The sequence below is a fragment of the Variovorax sp. OK605 genome, from assembly GCF_900115445.1.
Lineage (GTDB): Bacteria > Pseudomonadota > Gammaproteobacteria > Burkholderiales > Burkholderiaceae_C > Variovorax.
In genome coordinates, this window is record NZ_FOWL01000008.1 from 260,485 (window position 1) to 279,864 (window position 19,380).

At 68.5% G+C, this 19,380-nt stretch carries 19 protein-coding genes; 13 read left to right on the plus strand and 6 right to left on the minus strand.

The window, feature by feature from the left end:
* From BM013_RS22035 to BM013_RS22050, 4 genes are all read right to left on the minus strand, one after another.
* Positions 1-1,272, minus strand: a complete 1,272-nt coding sequence (locus BM013_RS22035) for an efflux RND transporter periplasmic adaptor subunit (protein WP_093129778.1) — start codon at positions 1,270-1,272, stop codon at positions 1-3.
* Positions 1,269-2,819: an efflux transporter outer membrane subunit gene (locus tag BM013_RS22040; RefSeq protein WP_093129779.1), complete on the minus strand. Its 1,551-nt coding sequence runs from the start codon at positions 2,817-2,819 to the stop codon at positions 1,269-1,271. Before BM013_RS22040 ends, BM013_RS22035 begins: the two co-directional genes overlap by 4 nt.
* Positions 2,816-3,520: a TetR/AcrR family transcriptional regulator gene (locus BM013_RS22045; protein WP_093129956.1), complete on the minus strand. Its 705-nt coding sequence runs from the start codon at positions 3,518-3,520 to the stop codon at positions 2,816-2,818. The genes BM013_RS22040 and BM013_RS22045 overlap by 4 nt, the downstream gene beginning before the upstream one ends.
* An 83-nt stretch (positions 3,521-3,603) precedes the next feature.
* On the minus strand, positions 3,604-4,803 hold the full coding sequence (locus tag BM013_RS22050; protein WP_093129780.1) for a cation:proton antiporter: 1,200 nt from the start codon (positions 4,801-4,803) through the stop codon (positions 3,604-3,606).
* A 105-nt stretch (positions 4,804-4,908) separates the two neighbouring features.
* On the opposite strand from BM013_RS22050, the gene BM013_RS22055 reads away from it, so the two are divergent.
* From BM013_RS22055 to BM013_RS22115, 13 genes are all read left to right on the plus strand, one after another.
* A complete protein-coding gene (locus BM013_RS22055; protein ID WP_093129781.1) occupies positions 4,909-6,432 on the plus strand; it encodes a sigma-54 interaction domain-containing protein in 1,524 nt (507 codons plus the stop codon).
* Between the two features lie 58 nt (positions 6,433-6,490).
* The gene (locus BM013_RS22060; RefSeq protein WP_093129782.1) at positions 6,491-7,624 is read left to right on the plus strand and encodes a DUF4272 domain-containing protein; all 1,134 of its coding nucleotides are present in this window, start codon (positions 6,491-6,493) and stop codon (positions 7,622-7,624) included.
* A 38-nt stretch (positions 7,625-7,662) separates the two neighbouring features.
* On the plus strand, positions 7,663-8,004 hold the full coding sequence (locus tag BM013_RS22065; protein WP_093129783.1) for a hypothetical protein: 342 nt from the start codon (positions 7,663-7,665) through the stop codon (positions 8,002-8,004).
* Entirely contained in the window at positions 8,001-8,288 is a 288-nt protein-coding gene (locus BM013_RS22070; RefSeq protein WP_093129784.1) for a hypothetical protein, read from the plus strand. Before BM013_RS22065 ends, BM013_RS22070 begins: the two co-directional genes overlap by 4 nt.
* Before the next feature lie 132 nt (positions 8,289-8,420).
* On the plus strand, positions 8,421-9,608 hold the full coding sequence (locus BM013_RS22075) for a substrate-binding domain-containing protein (protein WP_093129785.1): 1,188 nt from the start codon (positions 8,421-8,423) through the stop codon (positions 9,606-9,608).
* A gap of 169 nt (positions 9,609-9,777) precedes the next feature.
* Positions 9,778-11,229: an extracellular catalytic domain type 2 short-chain-length polyhydroxyalkanoate depolymerase gene (locus BM013_RS22080; protein WP_093129786.1), complete on the plus strand. Its 1,452-nt coding sequence runs from the start codon at positions 9,778-9,780 to the stop codon at positions 11,227-11,229.
* A gap of 46 nt (positions 11,230-11,275) precedes the next feature.
* Positions 11,276-12,043: an ABC transporter ATP-binding protein gene (locus tag BM013_RS22085; RefSeq protein ID WP_093129787.1), complete on the plus strand. Its 768-nt coding sequence runs from the start codon at positions 11,276-11,278 to the stop codon at positions 12,041-12,043.
* Between the two features lie 294 nt (positions 12,044-12,337).
* A complete protein-coding gene (locus BM013_RS22090; RefSeq protein WP_093129788.1) occupies positions 12,338-13,066 on the plus strand; it encodes an ABC transporter ATP-binding protein in 729 nt (242 codons plus the stop codon).
* Between the two features lie 145 nt (positions 13,067-13,211).
* Positions 13,212-14,195, plus strand: coding sequence for a branched-chain amino acid ABC transporter permease (locus tag BM013_RS22095; protein WP_093129789.1), 984 nt, complete (start codon positions 13,212-13,214; stop codon positions 14,193-14,195).
* Positions 14,196-14,208: 13 nt separating this feature from the next.
* On the plus strand, positions 14,209-15,276 hold the full coding sequence (locus BM013_RS22100; RefSeq protein ID WP_093129790.1) for a branched-chain amino acid ABC transporter permease: 1,068 nt from the start codon (positions 14,209-14,211) through the stop codon (positions 15,274-15,276).
* Positions 15,273-16,184: an alpha/beta fold hydrolase gene (locus tag BM013_RS22105; protein WP_093129791.1), complete on the plus strand. Its 912-nt coding sequence runs from the start codon at positions 15,273-15,275 to the stop codon at positions 16,182-16,184. Before BM013_RS22100 ends, BM013_RS22105 begins: the two co-directional genes overlap by 4 nt.
* A gap of 54 nt (positions 16,185-16,238) precedes the next feature.
* Positions 16,239-16,745, plus strand: coding sequence for a DUF1993 domain-containing protein (locus tag BM013_RS22110; protein WP_093129792.1), 507 nt, complete (start codon positions 16,239-16,241; stop codon positions 16,743-16,745).
* A gap of 142 nt (positions 16,746-16,887) precedes the next feature.
* On the plus strand, positions 16,888-17,460 hold the full coding sequence (locus BM013_RS22115; RefSeq protein ID WP_256221601.1) for a thioredoxin family protein: 573 nt from the start codon (positions 16,888-16,890) through the stop codon (positions 17,458-17,460).
* 19 nt (positions 17,461-17,479) lie between these two features.
* On the opposite strand, the gene BM013_RS22120 is transcribed toward BM013_RS22115, so the two are convergent.
* Positions 17,480-18,328, minus strand: a complete 849-nt coding sequence (locus tag BM013_RS22120; protein ID WP_093129793.1) for a class I SAM-dependent methyltransferase — start codon at positions 18,326-18,328, stop codon at positions 17,480-17,482.
* Positions 18,325-19,374 (minus strand): ferrochelatase, encoded by a 1,050-nt coding sequence (hemH, locus tag BM013_RS22125; RefSeq protein ID WP_093129794.1) that lies wholly within the window; start codon positions 19,372-19,374, stop codon positions 18,325-18,327. Before hemH ends, BM013_RS22120 begins: the two co-directional genes overlap by 4 nt.
* Between the last annotated feature and the right edge of the window lie 6 nt (positions 19,375-19,380).

Genomic DNA, 19,380 nt, shown 5'->3' on the forward strand with positions numbered 1-19,380 from the left:
TTACTTGGCCGCGGCGGCGGAAGCCGCAGGCTGGGCCGGTTGCGCCGCAGGCTGCGCCGATTGCGCCGCAGGCTGCGCCGAAGTGGGCGCTGCTGTGGACGCCGCCGCCGGTGCGGGCGCGGACACGGGCGCGTCCACCACGCGCACCAGGTCGCCGTCGTTCAGGAAGCCCGCGCCTTGCACCACCACGCGCGCGCCCTCGGGCAGCGCGCTGGTGATCTCGATGCGGTCGTTCAGCCGGCGCCCGATCTGCACCTTCAGCTGCGCCACCTTGTTGTCGGGCTTGAGCAGGAAGACGTTGTTGAAGCCGTCGCGCGGCACGATGGCGATCTGCGGCACCGTGGGCGCCGAGCTGCGGCCGAGTTCGAAGTCGCCGCGCGCGAACATGCCGGCCTTGATGCCGGTGTTCTGCTGCACGTTGGGCAGGTCGACATACACCAGCGCCGCGCGCGTCTGCGGGTCGACCGTGGGCGCGATGCTGCGCACCTTGCCGCGCACCTGCGCGCCGCTGGCGCTCACCACGAAGGCCGTGGTGCCCACCGCGATGCGGCCCAGCTCGGCCGAGGTGACCTCGGCGCGCCACTCGAGGCGGCCCTGGCGGATCAGCCGGAACAGCTCGGTGCCGGCCGCGACCACGCTGCCCACCGTGGCGGTGCGCGCGGAGATCACGCCGTCGTCGGGTGCCAGCACCTGCGTGTTGCGCCCGCGCACTTCCTGCGCGGCCAGCACGGCCTCGGCCGCCTCGACGCGCGCCTTGGCCGTCTGCTCGGTGGTCTGGTACTGGTTGATCTGCTGCTGGCTCAGCGCGCCGGTGGCCTGCAGCGTGCGGGCGCGCGCGGCGTTGCCGGCGGCGTCGGCCGCGGTGGCGCGGGCTTCGGCCAGCGAGGCGCGCGACTGCGCGATGTCGGCGCGCACCGTCTCGGGCGAGAACACGGCCAGCACCTGGCCCTTCTTGACCACGTCGCCCACGTTCACGCGCACCTCGGCGAGCTTGAGCCCGTTCGATTCGGAGCCGACCACGGCCTCCTGCCAAGCGGCGACGTTGCCGTTGGCCGCGAGGGTCAGCGTGAGCTCGGTGGCTTCGGGCCTGGTGACGGTGACGGTCAGCGCGGGCTTGGGCGTGTTCGCGCCGTCCTTGCCGGCCTTGGCCGCGGCAGCGGAGGGTTCGCCCGCCTTGTCCGGGGACTTGCGCGTGAGGAAGAACACCGCCGCAAGGACGACGACCAGCGCGACCAGCGCGACGACGAGGGTGGAACGCTTCATTGATTTCATGGCGACGTCGCGACCTTGGCGGCCGGGGTGGTGGTCATTGGGGACGATTCGGTGATCTCGGGGGAGGCGGTGGCGGAGCGGTTCCAGCCGCCGCCCATCGAGCGGTACAGCGCCACCCAGGCTTCGGCGCGCTCGCGCTGCAGCGAGACGCGCGCGGTCTGCGCGGTGAACAGCGTGCGGCGCGAGTCCTCCAGCTCGAACAGGCTGGCCAGGCCGCTGCTGTAGCGGGCCTGCGTGGCGTCGAAGGAGGCCTGGTAGTTCTTCACCGCGCTGTCGGCGTCGATGGTGCGGGCGTCGGTGGCGTCGAGGTTGACGAGGGCTTCTTCCACCTCGCGCACCGCCTGGCGCACATCGGCGCGGTACAGCGACACGGCCTCGGCGTAGCGGGCCTTGGCCGCGTCGGTGTTGGCCTTGCGCGCGCCGCCGTCGAGCAGCGGCACGGTGAGCGACACCGGCCCCACGGTCCAGGTTTCGAGCGACTGGCGAAAGCCGCTCACGCGCAACTGCGAACGGCCGATGGAGCCCGACACCGTGAGCTTGGGATAGCGCTCGGCCTCGGCCGAGCCCACGTCGGCGCTGGCCGAGGCCACGCCGAGTTCGGCCGCGTACACGTCGGGCCGCTGCGCGATGGCGTCGGCCGGCACGCTGGCGATGCTGCCCACCAGGGGCAACGCGCGCTGCGCGGGCGCGGCGGCGAGCTTCTGCTCGAGCGTGGTCTCGTCGATGCCGCTGAGCGCCACCAGCGCCTTGCGCTGCACGGCGCACTGCGCGCGCTGCTGCGTGAGGCGGCCCGACGCGTCCGAGGCGCTGGCGCGTGCCAGCGCGGCGTCGGCCGGCGCGGTGAAACCGGCCTTGGCCGACAGGTCGGTCAGGCGCGCGGTTTCCGAGCGCGAGCGCGCGTCCGACTCGGCCACGCGCAACTGCTGCCGGCAGGCGCGCTCGGCAAAGTAGGCATTGGCCGTTTCGGCGGCCACCGCCACGCGCGCGTCGTGCCACTTGGCGTTGGCGCTGCTCTGCTTGGCCTCGGCGGCGTCGCGGTCGGCGCGCAGGCGGCCGAACAGGTCGACCTCCCACTTCGACTGCAGGCCGGCCTGCAGCGTGGTGACGGGTGTGCTGGCCGAGGTTGAGCTGCTGCTGCTGCTGCCCGTGCTGCCCGTTCCGCTGCTGCCGGTGGTGGAGCCACCCGAAGAAAAGCCCGAGGTGCCCCGGCTGGCCGACGCCGTGCCGTCCAGGCTCGGCAGCAGCGCCGCGCCGGCCTGAACGCGCGTGGAGCGCGCCTCGGCCACGCGCGCCGCGGCGCTCGCCACGTTGGGGCTGGCGGCCTCGGCCGCGGCAATCAGCTCGACCAGCAACGGGTCGTCGAGCTGGCGCCACCAGTCGGCCAGCGACGCGAGCGAGCCACCGTGCGGCAGCGGCGCGTTCCATTGGGCGGGCAAGGGTGCTTCCACCTGCGCGGGCGGGCGCATCAGCGTGCAACCCGTCAGGCCCAGTCCCAGGCCCAGCGGCAGGAAGAGGGTGGCGATCAGTTTCGGTCGGAGTCTTCTCATTTCTTCTGCTTTCTCTCGGTGCGGCGGCGCGCCGCCTCGGCCTCGACCAGCGCCAGCGCGTAGCCCGTGAGCCGGTCGGCCCAGGTGTCGATGGCGCGCGGCGTGCGCAGCAGCGACGGGCGCAAGGCCTCGATGAAATCCTGGCTCACGTAGAGCTGCATCGACAGCCCGGTGATCGCGAAGGTCAGGCGGTGGATGTCGTCGTCGGCGCGGTCCACCTGCAGGTGGCGGCACAGCAGCTCGGCAATGGCGCGGTGCGGGCCCTTGATTTCGCGGTCGAGCTCCTCGGCCCAGCGGCTGGTGGGGTCCAGCATCTCGCGCATGTGCAGCTGGATGCATTGCCGCACGATCTCGCCCTGCTTGAGCGGGTCGATCATCGACACCATGCAGATGCGCAGCGTTTCCTCGAGCGACTGGCCCGGCACCTTGCAGGCGGCCACCAGGTCGCTGGCGTCGCCGCCCATCGGCTCGCAGAAGGTGGCGGCGTACAGCCCCTCCTTGTCGCCGAAGTAGTAGCTGATGGCCGAGATGTTCACCTCGGCCTCGCGCGCGATCTCGCGGGTCGAGGTCTTGGCGAAACCTTTTTGTGCAAACAGCCGCAGCGCGGTGTGGAGCAATCGGTGGCGTGCCTCGGCGCCGTCGGCGCGCGGTGCGCGGCGCGGGGCCTGGGGGCCTGGAGTGAGGGAATCGCTCGCGGTCATGCGCGGCATTAGACCACGCTAAAAATCAAACGATTGATTTACTTAAGGCTTCCTGAAGGCTTTTGTCTTCGGCCGCCGGGGCGCTACTTGCTGCGCAGAACAATCTCTTTCATCCGTTGCAGCCGCGGCGCAACAACGGGCACCGTGAGCATGGTGCTGGCCACCGCCATCAGCAGCAGCGCGGTGAAGGCCTCGCTGGTGATGAGCGCCTTGTCCAGCAGCACGTTCGCAAAGATGATCATGATCAGCGCCTTGGTCTGCAGCAGCCACCCGATCAGCAGGCCTTCGCCCGGCTGCCAGCGCAGCAGGCGCCCGGCCACCAGCGTGCCGATGAGCTTGCCGCCCACCGACGCCACCAGCAGCACGCCGGCCGCCACGAACACCGCGGCGCCGCCCACCTGCCAGTCGGTGCGCAGGCCGGTGCTCAGGAAGAACACCGGCATCGCGACCAGCAGCACGTTGTGGCGCAGCCCGTCCATCTCCTTCTGGTCGAACCAGTGCGAGTCCATCACGGCCCCCGCGATGAACGCGCCCACCATGTAGTGCAGCCCCGACCAGTCGGCCCCCAGCCCGCAGGCCGCGAGCCACACCAGGCCCAGGTACCAGCGGTCGCGCGGCGCAACGCGCAGCATCAGCCAGCGGAAGGCGGCGCTTGCGACAGCGAACACCGCGAGAAAGGCGAGCTGTTTTCCGACACGCGCCCAGTCCATCAGGATCAGCGCGAGCACGCCCCAGATCGCGATGTCGTCCAGGCTCGCGTAGCGCAGGATGCGCTGGCCGATCGGCTGGCGCAGGATCTGCAGCTTCTCCATGAACAGGATCAGGATCGGCAGCGCCGTCACCGCGCACGCCATGCCGATGCCCAGCACGAACTGCCAGGTCTGCGCCTTCGCGCCCATCCAGCCGGGGAACATCAGCATGCCCAGTGCCGCCGCGCTGCCGAACAGCAGCGGCACGCCGAGCGCGAGGCCGGCGGTGATGCCGCTTTCGCGACGGTGCGCCCAGGCCTTGCGCAGGTCGAGCTCGATGCCGGCGATCCACACGAACAGCATCACCGCCCACTGCGCGATGCCGTTGAGCGACTGGACCACCGGCGCGTTGAAGACGAACTTGTAGTACGCCGGGAATACCGCGCCCAGCACGCCCGGTCCGAGCACGATGCCGGTGACGATCTGCACCACCACCAGCGGCGCGAAATACTCGGTGCGCCCGAGCCGCCACACCAGGTAGGGCGCGGTGAAGATGATCAGCATGGCGATCAGGAAGATCTCGGACGTGCTCATGAGGGCAGGCCGTGCGGGCCGAGAGGGTGGGGGTGCCGCAGTTTGTCATGCACGGGCCGCGATGCGGAGCCATGCCATGGAAGGAAGCCGCGCTACGATTCCGCCATGCCCGCCGCCTCCACCGCACCGCCCGCCTTGCCCCTCGATGCCGACGGCATCCTCGCGCTGGCCGCGCGCTCCATGTTCCATCTGTTCTCCAGCGTCAGCCAGGGCATGTTCCTGGTCGACCGGGGCGGGCGCATCGTGTGGGTGAACGAGGGCTACCGCCGCTTCCTGCCGGCGCTGGGCTTCTCGTCCATCGACCAGTTCATGGGGCACATGGTCGAAGACGTGATCCCCAACACCCAGATGCGCCGCGTGCTGGAAACCGGCGAGCCGATTTTGGTCGACCTGCTCACCAACAAGGCCGGCACCTTCGTGGTCAGCCGGATCCCTCTGCGCGAGGAGCGGGAGGGCAGCGCGGGCGAGGTGATCGGCGCCATCGGCATCGTGCTGTTCGACCAGCCCGAGACCACGCTGCAGCCGCTCATCAGCAAGTTCGCGCTGCTGCAGCGCGACCTCGACGACGCGCGCCGCGAACTCGCGAGCCAGCGCAACAACCCGCTCTACCAGCACGCGCCCGACGGGCAGCGCCGCTCCAAGTACACCTTCGCGAGCTTCATCGGCAGCAGCCCCGCCGCGGTGGAGGTGAAGCGCCACGCGCGCCGCGCGGCGCAGTCGGCGAGCCCGGTGCTGCTGCTGGGCGAGACCGGCACCGGCAAGGAGCTGCTGGCGCATGCGATCCACGCGTCGTCGGCGCGGGCCAAGGGGCAGTTCGTCAGCGTCAACATCGCGGCTGTGCCCGACACCCTGCTCGAAGCCGAGTTCTTCGGCTTCTCACCCGGCGCCTTCACGGGCGCCGACCGCAAGGGCCGAGAAGGCAAGTTCAAGCTGGCCGACGGCGGCAGCCTCTTTCTCGACGAGATCGGCGACATGCCGCTGGGCCTGCAGGCCAAGCTGCTGCGCGCGCTGCAGGAGGGCGAGATCGAGCCGCTGGGCTCCAACAAGCTCGTGCCCTTCGATGCGCGCGTGATCGCCGCCACCTCGCGCGACCTGCCCGAGCTGGTGCGCCGCGGCCAGTTCCGCGAAGACCTGTACTACCGCCTCAACGTGCTGCCGCTGCGCGTGCCGCCGCTGCGCGAACGGCGCGCCGACATTCCCGCGCTGGTCGAGGCGCTGGGCGAGGACATGGCCCTGCGCAGCGGCGAGGCGCCGCCCGAACTCACGCCCGACGCGCTCGCGCTGCTCGCCGGCCAGCACTGGCGCGGCAACATCCGCGAACTGCGCAACGTGCTCGAGCAGGTGACCATGCGCAGCGACTCGCAACGCATCGACGCCGTGCAGCTCGAACGCATCCTGCGCGAAGCGGGGCTGGAGCAGATCGAGCTGCCGGCCATGCTGCAAAACGCACACGACGCCGACGAAGAAGCCGCGCTGCTGCGGCCGCTGGCGCAGCAGGTGGCCGAGCTGGAACGCAAGGCGATCGCGGCGGCGCTGGCGTCGACCGGCGGGAACAAGCTGGCGACGGCGCGGCTGCTCGGTATTTCGCGGGCGACCTTGTATGAACGGATGACGAGCCAGGAACCGTGAGCCTGTTCACGGGCCGACGAAAGAGACCCGATTTCAAACAATCAGCGAGGACATTTCAATGAAGGGTTTGTTGACAAGACTGAGAGGGCTGGGCGCATCGGCCAAGCCCGCGCAGCCGCCGGGCGAGCGTGCTGACGATCAAGGCGGCGAAGGCGTGCTGATCAATGCCTATTGCACGCGTGCCGATGTGCCGGCACCGGACTTTGCGCACACCCTCCTTGCGCGCCGCGACCTGTCGGATGCGGAACTCGCAACGCACCTCTCGGGATTCGTGGGCTATGTGCTGAGCCGGGGCGACGGCGAAATGTCGCGCAACCGCTACCACGTGATGCGGCACATCCAGCGGGTGCGGCAACACCTGAGCCTGTCGATCGACGAGTCGCAACTCGACGCCTTCTCGGCATGGGCCGAGCGCGCGAACGCCATCGTGTTCCTGCCCGACGGCGGCATTCGCGACCCCAACGGACGGGTCCTGCTGTCCGCCGCAGGAGAGGAGCCCGACAGGGAGGCTGCGCTTCCTTATCCGCCCGAGGCCTGGCAGCGAAAGGCGCGGACCGAGGCGCTGCTGGCAGCGCGCGGCATGCCGGTCCCGCAACACCTGCCGCCCCTGATCTCGGAGCCTGAATTGCGGCTGCGCGCGCCGGAGGACCTGGCGGGCAGGGCCTTTGCGCTGCTGGCGGTGTCGGCCCGGGCCGAGTCGGTCGCCAACAACGAGCCGCTCGCGGTGGGCGAATTGCTGGAACGTCTGCCGTCCGCACAGGCAAGCCTCACGCCGAAGGAGCAGGCTTTTCTTTCCGACGGCGCGCCGGCGGAGTCGACGGTCGTGCAGTTCGGCTGGCGGTTCGAGTGCCTGTTCGTGCTCGAGTGGGCCATGGGCCTAGTCGACGCGCTGCCCTTTCCCGAGGCGATCTGCGACGTGCCGCTCGCGACACGCACCATGCTGGATGCGCGCGATGTGGCCGGGGCGATGCGTGCCGCGCAGATACGAGCAGAGGTGCGAACGGAGAGCGAGATCCTGGACGCACTCGACCTGCACTACCGTCTGCACTGGCTGATACGCCAGGCGCGCATGAAGGAAGCTGCGCTGCCGCAAGGGCTCGACGCCGGGGTGGTTGCGGAACGGCACCATGCGCTGAACTGGCTGGTCCGGTTCGAGGACCACGAATGGGACGACGTGGACACGCCCACGTGACAATCCCGTCTGTGCCTGTATTTGCCATCACGCCATTCATGAAGACTTCGATTCGCTCCTTCGTCCTCGTTGCGCTCTGCGCCACCGCCGGGTTCTCCAGCCTCGCCAGCGCCGCCCCCCAATGCTCCGGCGAAGCCGTCTCCCGCGCCAAGAAGCTGCTGACCTTCCACTTCGGCGAGGACGACCGCATCCGCGTCAGCCCCGACGTGAAGGAGCTGCCGCCCATTCGCAACCCCGCCAACAAGAAGCAGCAGTTCAAGGTGCTGGAGGTCTGGGGCAGCGTCTACAAGGGCGACTACCGCATGCGGCTCATCTACTACGTGTCGGGCAACGACTGCACGCTGATGGGCCAGGAAATCCTCGAGTACGCCAACCTGTGAGCGTCAAGGCCCTGCGCTCCACCTTCGGGCCCAACTGCCATTGGTGCGGCCTGCCGATGGACTTTGCCGAGCCCTGTGGCCGGCCCGAGTCCGCCACCATCGAGCACCTGGTCGATTCCACGTTCGGCGGCGTGCGCTCGGCCAAGCACCGGCGGCTGGCGCACGCCGCCTGCAACCACGCGCGCAACGAGTTCCGCCTGCAGGCCGAGCGGCAGTTCAGGCAGTGGATCGCCGAACGCCAAGCCTCCGCGAAAACCCTGACTGATAATCAGACAATTGACTGAAATTCAGACACTGCAAGTGTTCTGAATTCAGCCGATTGGCGCTTCTTCCAAATGAAGAAGCGTTTGTTATCAATAGGTTACCGAGTGGCACGAAGTGTGCAATATTCAGTCACCTTTATCAGGAGACAAAGAATGAACCGTCGCCACCTCGTCGCCCTGGCCGCGCTCGCCACCTGCGCAGCCGCCGCTCCCGCCTGGGCCCAGTCCAACGAAATCCGCATCGCCCACATCTACAGCAAGACCGGCGCGCTGGAGGCCTACGGCAAGCAGACCCAGACCGGTTTCATGATGGGCCTGGACTACGCCACCGGCGGCACGATGGCGATCAACGGCAAGAAGCTCGTGGTCATCGAGAAGGACGACCAGGGCAAGCCCGACCTGGGCAAGTCGCTGCTGGCTGCTGCCTACTCCGACGACAAGGCCGCGCTGGCCGTCGGCCCGACCGCCTCGGGCGTGGCGCTGGCCATGCTGCCGGTGGCCGAGGAATACAAGAAGATCCTGCTGGTCGAGCCCGCCGTGGCCGACTCGATCACCGGCGACAAGTGGAACAAGTACATCTTCCGCACCGGCCGCAACTCGAGCCAGGACGCGATCTCCAACGCGGTGGCGGTCGACAAGGCCGGCGTCACGGTCGCCACGCTCGCGCAGGACAACGCCTTCGGCCGCGACGGCGTGAAGGCCTTCGGCACCGCGCTCAAGAAGGCCAAGCTGGTGCACGAGGAATACCTGCCGCCCGCCACCACCGACTTCACCGCCGGCGCGCAGCGCCTGATCGACAAGCTGAAAGACCAGCCGGGCCGCAAGATCATCTGGATCGTGTGGGCCGGCGCGGGCAACCCGTTCAAGATCGTCGACCTCGACCTGAAGCGCTACGGCATCGAGATCGCCACCGGCGGCAACATCCTGCCGGCCATGGCCGCCTACAAGGCGCTGCCGGGCATGGAAGGCGCGGCTTACTACTACTTCGGCATTCCGAAGAACCCGGTGAACGACGCGATGGTGTCGGCGCACTACAAGCAGTTCAAGACGCCGCCGGACTTCTTCACCGCTGGCGGTTTCTCGGCCGCGATGGCGGTGGTGACGGCGCTGAAGAAGACCAACGGCGACACCAGCACCAACAAGCTCATCAGCACCATGGAAGGCATGAGCTTCGACACGCCCAAGGGCAAGATGACCTTCCGCAAGGAAGACCACCAGGCGATGCAGTCGATGTACCACTTCAAGATCAAGGTCGACCCGGCGTTCGCCTGGGGCGTGCCGGAGCTGGTGCACGAGATCAAGCCCGAAGAGATGGACATCCCCATCAAGAACAAGCGCTGATCACGGCGCCGATCGTCACCTGAACCCCGCGGCGCACGGAAGGCGCCGCTCCCTTTTCGCCCCGGATGGCCGCCGGGCGAAGCGCCCGCGTTCGCGCGCGGCGCGTTTCCACGGCCGATTCGTCAGTCTGCAAGCAAGCGTTCGATACCCAAAACACAAGGAGACAGCGATGCCAGCGATGAGATTGAACTGGAAGGGACTTGCCGCGGCCGCGGCAATGGCGGTGGCGGCGCATGCCGCGACGGCGGCGGTGCCGCTGCCGGCGCTCGGCGCCAACCCGGCGGAGGTGAGCGTGTCGGGCCTGTCGGCCGGCGGTTTCATGTCGGTGCAACTGCACGTGGCCTATTCGGCCACCTTCAAGCGCGGCGCCGGCGTGGTGGCGGGCGGGCCGTTCTACTGCGCCGAAGGCTCGGTGCTCAACGCCACGGGGCGCTGCATGACGCACAGCACCAGCATCCCGGTGGCCTCGCTCGTGAGCACCACCAACAGCTGGGCCGCCAGCGGCGCGATCGACCCGGTCTCCAACCTGAGCGGCTCCAAGGTGTACCTGTTCTCGGGCACGTCCGACAACACCGTCAAGCAGGCCGTCATGGACGACCTGAAGACCTATTACCAGAGCTTCGTGCCGGCCGCGAACACGGTCTACAAGAACACCATCGGCGCGGGCCATGCGATGGTCACCGACGACTACGGCGGCGCCTGCAGCACCACCGCCGCGCCGTACATCAACAACTGCGGCTTCGACCTGGCGGGCGAGATCCTCACGCAGCTCTACGGGCCGCTGAACCCGCGCAACAACGGCACGCTGGGCGGCACCTTCACCGAGTTCAACCAGTCGGAGTTCATCTCCGGCCACGGCATGGCCGCCACGGGCTGGATCTACGTGCCGCAGGCCTGCACCACCACCTCGTGCCGCGTGCACCTGGTGCTGCACGGCTGCAAGCAGAACTACACCGACGTGAGCGACCAGTACGTGCGCAAGACGGGCTACAACCGCTGGGCCGACACCAACAACATCGTGCTGATCTACCCGCAGACCAGCACCGCGGCCACCAACAGCTGCTGGGACTGGTGGGGCTACGACAACGCCAACTACTCGAAGAAGTCGGGCCCGCAGATGGCCGCCATGAAGGCCATGATCGACCGCGTCACCGGCTCGGCCGGCGGCGGCGGGCTGCCCGCGCCCACCGGCGTGGGCACCTCGGGTGCCACCGCCAGCAGCATGGTGATCGGCTGGGCCGGCGTGAGCGGCGCCAGCGGCTACAACGTGTACCGCGGCGGCAGCAAGGTGAATGCCTCGCCCGTGGCCGCCACCAGCTACACCGACACCGGCCTGGCCGCGTCGACCAGCTACAGCTGGACCGTGGCCGCGCTGAACGCGAGCAACGTGGAAGGCGCGATGTCGGGCGCGGCCACCGGTGCCACCACCGCGGGCAGCGGCGGCGGAGGCACCTGCTACACCGCGAGCAACTACACGCACACGATGGCCGGACGCGCGTATGCGCTCTACGGCCTGACCTATGCCTACGGCTCGGGCCAGTCCATGGGCCTGTGGAACATCTACGTGACGACCACGCTGAAGCAGACCGGCCCCAACTACTACGTGATCGGCAGCTGTTGAGGCCGCGCGCTTTTCTTTTTCGACTTCTGATTTGCAATGACCAACGATGCTTGAGACCCGAGACCTGACCATCCGCTTCGGTGGGCACGTGGCCGTCAACAGCGTGAGCTGCGCGTTTGCGCCGGGCACGCTGACGGCCATCGTCGGCCCCAACGGGGCGGGCAAGACCACCTACTTCAACCTGATCTCGGGGCAGCTCAAGGCGAGCGCCGGCACGGTGTCGCTCGACGGGCAATCGCTCGCGGGCCTGTCGCCGTCCGCGCGCACGCACGCCGGGCTGGGGCGGGCCTTCCAGCTCACCAACCTGTTCCCGAACCTCACGGTGCTGGAGAACGTGCGCCTGGCGGTGCAGGCCACGCGCGAGGGCGCGCACCGGCGCGGGCTCAACCTGTGGAGCATCTGGAGCGACCACAAGGCGCTGACCGAGCGCGCCGACCAGATCCTGGCCGAGGTGGCACTCAAGTCGCGCGAGCACGCCACCGTGGCAAGCCTGCCGCACGGCGACCAGCGCAAGCTGGAAGTGGCGCTGCTGATGGCGCTGGAGCCCAAGGTGTTCATGTTCGACGAACCCACGGCCGGCATGAACGCGGCCGAGGCGCCGGTCATCCTCGACCTGATCCGCAAGCTCAAGCAGGACAAGACCAAGACCATCCTGCTGGTGGAACACAAGATGGACGTGGTGCGCGAGCTGGCGGACCGCATCATCGTGCTGCACAACGGCACGCTGGTGGCCGACGGCGAGCCGGCCGAGGTGATTGCATCTCCGGTGGTGCAAGAGGCTTACCTGGGCATTGCGAAGGAGGCCACTGCATGAGCGGCCTGACGTATTTCTCCATTCCCCGCTGGGGGAGGGCAGGGGTGGGGGCCGGCGGCCTTCACACCGCCGTGGCCCTTCAAGCGCCGCTTGCCCCCATCCCAGCCTTCCCCCGGAAGGGGAAGGAGCAAAACAGATGAACCGCAACGATCACTTGATGGCCCCGATGCATTTCTCCCTCCCCTCCCGGGGGAGGGCAGGGGTGGGGGCTCGCGGCCTTCACGCCGCCGCAGCCTTGCAAGCGCCGCTTGCCCCCATCCCAGCCTTCCCCCGGAAGGGGAAGGAGCAAGACCTATGAGCACGAACAACCTCCTGAGCCTCGAAGGCGTGCACACGCACATCGGGGCGTACCACATCCTGCACGGCGTGGACCTTGCCATTCCGAAGGGCCAGCTCACCATGCTGCTGGGCCGCAACGGCGCGGGCAAGACGACCACGCTGCGAACCATCATGGGCCTGTGGCATGCGTCGCAGGGCAGGGTGCGCTTCGGCGAGCAGGACATCACCGCGCAGCACACGCCGCAGATCGCCGGCCTGGGCATCGCCTACGTGCCCGAGAACATGGGCATCTTCTCCGACCTCACGGTGAAGGAGAACATGCTGCTGGCCGCGCGCGGCGCGAAGAACGCGCAGCAGATCGACGAGACGCGCCTGAAGTGGATCTTCAAGCTCTTCCCCGCGGTCGAGAAGTTCTGGAACCACCCGGCGGGCAAGCTCTCGGGCGGGCAGAAGCAGATGCTGGCCGTGTCGCGCGCCATCGTGGAGCCGCGCGAGCTGCTCATCATCGACGAGCCCAGCAAGGGCCTGGCGCCCTTGATGATCAACAACATGATCGATGCGTTCGCCGAACTCAAGCGCAGCGGCGTGACCATCCTGCTGGTGGAGCAGAACATCAACTTCGCCCAACGCCTGGGCGACACCGTCGCGGTGATGGACAACGGCCGCGTGGTGCACGCGGGCTCGATGGCGGAGTTTTCCGCCGATGCGCAATTGCAGCAATCGCTGCTTGGACTGGCTCTATGAAGTATTCGACGTATGACTCCCTCCCCCTCCGGGGGAGGGTCGGGGTGGGGGCTCGCGGCCTTCGATGCAACGCGGCCCTGCAAGCGCCGCCAGCCCCCATCCCAGCCTTCCCCCAAAAGGGGAAGGCGCAAGAAGGGGCACGCACATGACCAAGATCGACTTCGACTGGAAGCCCCTGCTGCTCGCCCCCGTGCTCGCGCTCGTCGCGCTGCCGCTCACGGGCTCCTTCTCCACCTGGCTCACGCTCACCGTCGCGGGGCTGGCGATGGGCATGATCATCTTCATCATCGCCTCGGGCCTCACGCTGGTGTTCGGCCTGATGGACGTGCTGAACTTCGGCCACGGCGTGTTCATCGCGCTGGGTGCCTTCGTGGCCAGCAGCGTGCTCGGCCTGATGGGCGACTGGACCGGCTCGGGCGAGCTGTGGCGCAACCTGGTGGCGGTGTTCCCGGCCATGCTTGTCGCGATGCTCGTGGCCGGCGCGGTGGGCCTCGCGTTCGAGCGCTTCATCGTGCGGCCGGTGTACGGCCAGCACCTGAAGCAGATCCTCATCACGATGGGCGGCATGATCATCGGCGAGGAACTCATCAAGGTGATCTGGGGCCCGGCGCAGATTCCGCTGCCGCTGCCCGAGGCCTTGCGCGGCTCATTGCTGGTGGGCGACGCGGCCATCAGCAAGTACCGCCTGCTCGCGGTGGCCGTGGGCGTGGTGGTGTTCGGCGTGCTTGCCTGGACGCTGGGCCGCACCAAGATCGGCCTGCTGATTCGCGCCGGCGTTCAGGACCGCGAGATGGTCGAGTCGCTCGGCTACCGCATCGGCCGCCTGTTCGTGGGCGTGTTCGTGGTGGGCAGCGCGCTGGCCGGCCTGGGCGGCGTGATGTGGGGGCTGTTCCAGCAGAACCTGGTGCCGCAGATGGGCGCGCAGGTCAACGTGCTGATCTTCATCGTGATCATCATCGGCGGGCTGGGCTCGACGGGCGGGGCGCTCATCGGCGCGCTGCTGGTGGGCCTCATGACCAACTACATCGGCTTCCTGCTGCCGACCGTGACGCAGTTCGCGAGCATCCTGCTGATGGTGGCGGTGCTGCTGTGGCGCCCGCAGGGCGTGTACCCGGTGGCGAACCGTTGAAGAGGAAGACGCCATGTTCCTGAAACGACTTCTCTCCAACGACATGCCGCGCAGCCGCCTCCTGGCGCTGCTGCTGGTGGTGCTGTTCATCGCGCTGGCCTTCGCGCCGTTCATCTTCCCGGGCGTGAAGGCGCTCAGCGTGGCGGCCAAGATCCTGGTGTTCGTGGTGCTGGTGGCCAGCTTCGACCTGCTGCTGGGCTACACCGGCATCGTGAGCTTCGCGCACACGATGTTCTTCGGCATCGGCGCCTACGGCATCGCCATCTCGGCCTCGCGGCTCGGGCCCAACTGGGGCGCGGTGCTGGTGGGGCTGGGCGCCTCGCTGCTGGTCTCGCTGGTGCTCTCGTTCGCCATCGGGCTGTTCTCGCTGCGGGTGCGTGCGATCTTCTTCGCGATGATCACGCTGGCCGTGGCCTCTGCGTTCCAGACGCTGGCCTCGCAGCTGTCGGACTTCACCGGTGGCGAAGACGGCCTGACCTTCAAGATGCCCGAGCTGATCTCGCCGAGCTTCGAGTTCTCCGAAGACCCGTTCCTGGGCGTGTCGCTCGACGGCCGGCTGCTGTGCTACTACCTGCTGTTCGTGGCGGCCGTGGTGCTGGTGCTGGCGCTGCTGCGCATCGTGAACTCGCCGTTCGGGCGCGTGCTGCAGGCCATTCGCGAGAACGAGTTCCGCGCCGAGGCCATCGGCTACCGCGTGGTGGTGTACCGCACCACCGCCGCGGTGCTGTCGGCGCTCTTCGCCACGCTGGCCGGCGCCATGCTGGCCATCTGGCTGCGCTACAACGGCCCCGACACCTCGCTGAGCTTCGAGATCATGATCGACGTGCTGTTGATCGTGGTGATCGGTGGCATGGGCACGATCTACGGCGCGGCCATCGGCGCGGTGCTGTTCGTGGTGGCGCAAAGCTACCTGCAGGACCTGCTGCGCGTGGGCAGCGAGGCCGCGAGCGGCTTGCCCTGGCTGGCCGCGCTGCTGTCGCCCGACCGCTGGCTGCTGTGGCTGGGCGTGCTGTTCGTGCTGTCCGTCTATTACTTCCCGACCGGCATCGTCGGCAAACTGCGAGCAAGGGCAGCGCGATGAGCGAGCACCACATTCCACTGTCCCGCTACGCGCAGCTCGCGGGCCGCGAAATCCACTGGCTCGAATGGGGCGCGGCCAATCCCCCTGACGCGTCTGACGCGCCTGACGCCCCCGTCGTCATCGCCTGGCACGGCCTCGCGCGCACCGGCCGCGACATGGACGAGCTGGCGCAGCACTTCGCCGCGCGCGGCTTCCGCGTGATCTGCCCCGACACCCTCGGCCGCGGCCTGAGCCAGTGGAGCCCGCTGCCTGACGAGGAGTACACGCTGCGCTTCTATGCGCGCATGGCCGATGCGCTGTGCGACGAACTGGCGCTGGAACGCGTGCACTGGGTCGGCACGTCGATGGGCGGTGCCGTCGGCACGGTCTGCGCGTCGGGCCTCTTCGAGCCGCGCATGAAGGCGCGCATTGCGAGCCTGGTGCTCAACGACAACGCGCCCGAGCTGGCCCAGCCCGCCATCGAGCGCATCCGCGCCTACGCCGGCCAGCCGCCCGCGTTCGACACGGTGGCCGAGCTGGAGGCCTTCTTCCGCACGGTCTACAAGCCCTACGGCTGGCTCAGCGACGCGCAATGGCGCCGCCTGACCGAGAGCTCCACGCGCCGCCTGGCCGACGGCCGCGTCACGCCGCACTACGACCCGGCCATGGTCCGCCAGTTCAGCGCGCACGACAACGACTACCTGATCTGGCCGCACTACGACGCCATCGAGGTGCCCGTGCTGTGCCTGCGCGGCGCGGAGTCGGACCTGGTGCTGCCCGACGTGGTCGCGCAGATGCGCCTGCGCGGGCCCGGCGCGGCCGGCAGGCTGGAGGTGATCGAAGTGCCTGCCTGCGGTCACGCGCCCGCGCTGAACGTGCCCGAACAACTGGAGCCGATCGAAGGGTTTATCCGGGCGGCCGGCCGTTGAAGCCGCGGCGGCGTGACAATCGCCGCCGCTCTCAACCACAAGGCCTCGAAAACCATGGCGCTCTCGATGTACGACCTGTCCGTGCCCGTCTTCACCCGCGGACTCGGCCAACTCACCCACCTGCTCGACAAGAGCCTGGCGCACGCCAAGGCCAACGGCCTCGACCCTGCCACGCTGGTCGAGGCGCGCCTTGCGCCCGACATGCTCACGCTGGCCGGCCAGATCCAGCGCGCGAGCGACGCGTCGAAGCTGGGCACCGCGCGCATCGCGGGCATTGCCGCGCCGAGCTTCCCCGACGAGGAAAAGACCTGGGACGACCTGCTGGCGCGGATTGCGAAGACGCAGGACTTCCTCGCGACGGTGGACCGCGCGCTGATCGACGGCCAGGAAGAGCGCGCCGTGACCATCAAGGCGCGCGAAGGCGAGGCGCACTTCACCGCGCAGCGCTACCTGCTGCAGTTCGCGCTGCCCAACTTCTTCTTCCACGTGACCACGGCCTACGACGTGCTGCGCCACAGCGGCATTCCGATCGGCAAGATGGATTACCTCGGCAAGTTCTGACGGCCTGAATGTGCCGAGGCCCGGCGGCCTTCACGCCGCCGGGACAAACTTCAAATTGCCGTGACACATGCGCACGCACCGCGTGCGCCGCGAACAATCGCGCCAGGCTGCCGTCGGCCTGACACGAACGAGGTTTGCGATCATGAAGCACATGCTGTCCAGAAGGGCGTTCTCGGGGCTCGCCGCGGGGGCCTCCGCATTCGTTGCGGCCGCGGGTGGCGGCTGGCCGGTGGCCAGCGCCTTCGCTGCGTCGCCGGGCCTGCGCGACTACGGCAAGGCGCCCGAGTTCGCGGGCATCGACAAGTGGCTCAACTCGCAGCCGCTCACCCTGCAAGGCTTGGCCGGCAAGGTGGTGCTGGTCGACTTCTGGACCTACTCGTGCATCAACTGCATCCGCACGCTGCCGCACGTGGTGCGCTGGTACGAGAAGTACAAGGACCAGGGCTTCACGGTGGTGGGCGTGCATTCGCCCGAGTTCGCCTACGAGAAGCTCACGCGCAACGTGCAGGACGCGATCGAGCGCTTCAACATCCGCTACCCGGTGGCGCAGGACAACGCCTTCGCCACCTGGAAGGCCTACGACAACCAGTACTGGCCGGCGTTCTACCTGGTCGACAGCAAGGGGCAGGTGATGCGCCAGCACTTCGGCGAAGGGGAGTACGCCGAGATGGAGGCCGCGATCGAGGCGCTGCTGGCGCGCAAGTCGGCGGTGTGAGCGCCGCCGCGCGGGCGTGTCAAGGCTTGCGCGCAACCAGCGAATACATCAGCGGGATGCGCGGCATGCCTTCGGGCGGCGCCATGCGCCGACCGCCGATGTCGCGCATGCCCTCGAAGGGCTTCCAGCCGTTGGCGTACGGATATTCGTCGAGGCGCTCGATCACGAGACCGGCTTGCGACAGCGCGGTCGTCACCTGGCCCACGCCCCATGAGAACTCGAAACTCGGGTGTGGGTTGCTGAAGTTCTCGACGCCGCGCTCGCAGCCCTCGGGCACGAGGCCGTCGCCGGACTGCGACACGTAGTCGCCCACGCCTTCTTCCGGCACGGGCGCGTCGTTGAAGTAGTCGAAGTGAAACTTCCACGACGGGTCGAACACCATCGCGAACGGATGGAAGTCGATGAAGACGAAGCGCCCGCCCGGCTTGAGCTGTTGCGACACGCCATGTGCCCATGCCGAAAGATCGGACAGCCAGCAGAGCGTGCCGTACGAGCAGAAGACGATGTCGTGCCGCTCACCGCGCGCCTGCGCATCGCGGAAGTGGTCGTAGACATCCGAGCGCACAAAGCGCGCGGAAATGTCCGACTGCGCCGCGAGCTGCGTCGCGAAGGCAATGGCTTCATCGGAAATGTCCACGCCCGTGACCGCCGCGCCCAGACGCGCGATGCTCAGGCTGTCCTGCCCGGCGTTGCATTGCAAATGCAGCACCGACAGGCCCTTCACGTCGCCAAGCAGCGCGGTTTCTTCGGGGAACAGCGTTGATCCGCCGTTGCGGAAGAACGCGGCCTGGTCGCCCTTGTGGCTGTTGTGCGCGACGGTGGCCGCATTCCACGACAGCCGGTTGGCTTCGTGCAGTTCTTTTTTCATGGCGAGGTTGTTTGCGTGGGCCAGCCCGCCAGGTTGCGTTCGGCGATGCCCGCGAGCGCGGTGATCCATGCCGGGCTGTCGTTGAGGCAGGGGATGTAGCTGAAGGCCTGGCCGCCGGCGTGCATGAAAGCCTCGCGGCCCTCCATGGCGATTTCTTCGAGCGTCTCGAGGCAGTCGGCCGGGAAGCCGGGGCACACCACGTCGACGCGCTTCACGCCCGAGGCGCCGAGCTCGCGCAGCGTGGGCTCGGTGTAGGGCTCGAGCCATTTCGCACGGCCGAAGCGCGACTGGAAGGTCACGCGGTGCTGCGCTGCCGACAGGCCCAGCCGCGCCGCGAGCAGGCGCGCGGTTTCGAGGCACTGCGCCTGGTACGGATCGCCCAGCGCGATGTTGCGCGCGGGAATGCCGTGGAAGCTCATCAGCAGCACCTCGCCGCGGCCTTCGGTCTTCCAGTGCTTCTCGATGCCCTGGGCCAGCGCGTCGATGTACGCCGGGTCGTCGTGGTAGTCGTTGACGAAGCGGAACTCCGGCAGCCGGCGCTGCTTGCGGCTCCAGTCGTTCACCGCGTCGATCACGCTGGCGGTGGTGGTGGCCGAGTACTGCGGGTAGGCCTGCAACACCAGCACGCGCGTGGCGCCTTCGGCCTGCAGTGCGTCGAGGCGAGAGGCGATCGACGGGTTGGCGTAGCGCATCGCGTCGCGCACGGTGACGCGGTGGCCGCGTTCGCCGAGCCAGCCGGCCAGCAGCGTGGCCTGCTTCTGCGTGAACACTTTCAGCGGCGAGCCTTCGGCCGTCCAGATGCTCGCGTACTTCGCGGCTGACTTGGCCGGGCGCGTGCGCAGGATGATGCCGTGCAGGATCAGCGCCCAGATCGCCTTGGGAATTTCGACCACGCGCGGGTCGCCCAGGAAGTCGGCGAGGTAGGGGCGCACCGCGGCGGCGGTGGGGGCGTCGGGCGAGCCGAGGTTGCACCACAGCACGGCGGCGGGGGTGCGCCGGGTGGTCTGAGGGGTACTCGGCACAGCGTTCTCGGGGGTGGAGGGCATGCGATA

Coding starts and splice junctions, on each gene's coding strand:
- BM013_RS22090 (WP_093129788.1), top strand. CDS start 12,338: ATGAGCACGAACAACCTCCTGAGCCTCGAAGGCGTGCACACGCACATC.
- BM013_RS22120 (WP_093129793.1), bottom strand. CDS start 18,328: ATGAAAAAAGAACTGCACGAAGCCAACCGGCTGTCGTGGAATGCGGCC.
- BM013_RS22095 (WP_093129789.1), top strand. CDS start 13,212: ATGACCAAGATCGACTTCGACTGGAAGCCCCTGCTGCTCGCCCCCGTG.
- BM013_RS22115 (WP_256221601.1), top strand. CDS start 16,888: ATGAAGCACATGCTGTCCAGAAGGGCGTTCTCGGGGCTCGCCGCGGGG.
- BM013_RS22050 (WP_093129780.1), bottom strand. CDS start 4,803: ATGAGCACGTCCGAGATCTTCCTGATCGCCATGCTGATCATCTTCACC.
- BM013_RS22085 (WP_093129787.1), top strand. CDS start 11,276: ATGCTTGAGACCCGAGACCTGACCATCCGCTTCGGTGGGCACGTGGCC.
- BM013_RS22100 (WP_093129790.1), top strand. CDS start 14,209: ATGTTCCTGAAACGACTTCTCTCCAACGACATGCCGCGCAGCCGCCTC.
- BM013_RS22060 (WP_093129782.1), top strand. CDS start 6,491: ATGAAGGGTTTGTTGACAAGACTGAGAGGGCTGGGCGCATCGGCCAAG.
- BM013_RS22045 (WP_093129956.1), bottom strand. CDS start 3,520: ATGACCGCGAGCGATTCCCTCACTCCAGGCCCCCAGGCCCCGCGCCGC.
- hemH (WP_093129794.1), bottom strand. CDS start 19,374: ATGCCCTCCACCCCCGAGAACGCTGTGCCGAGTACCCCTCAGACCACC.
- BM013_RS22080 (WP_093129786.1), top strand. CDS start 9,778: ATGCCAGCGATGAGATTGAACTGGAAGGGACTTGCCGCGGCCGCGGCA.
- BM013_RS22075 (WP_093129785.1), top strand. CDS start 8,421: ATGAACCGTCGCCACCTCGTCGCCCTGGCCGCGCTCGCCACCTGCGCA.
- BM013_RS22055 (WP_093129781.1), top strand. CDS start 4,909: ATGCCCGCCGCCTCCACCGCACCGCCCGCCTTGCCCCTCGATGCCGAC.
- BM013_RS22040 (WP_093129779.1), bottom strand. CDS start 2,819: ATGAGAAGACTCCGACCGAAACTGATCGCCACCCTCTTCCTGCCGCTG.
- BM013_RS22110 (WP_093129792.1), top strand. CDS start 16,239: ATGGCGCTCTCGATGTACGACCTGTCCGTGCCCGTCTTCACCCGCGGA.
- BM013_RS22065 (WP_093129783.1), top strand. CDS start 7,663: ATGAAGACTTCGATTCGCTCCTTCGTCCTCGTTGCGCTCTGCGCCACC.
- BM013_RS22035 (WP_093129778.1), bottom strand. CDS start 1,272: ATGAAATCAATGAAGCGTTCCACCCTCGTCGTCGCGCTGGTCGCGCTG.
- BM013_RS22105 (WP_093129791.1), top strand. CDS start 15,273: ATGAGCGAGCACCACATTCCACTGTCCCGCTACGCGCAGCTCGCGGGC.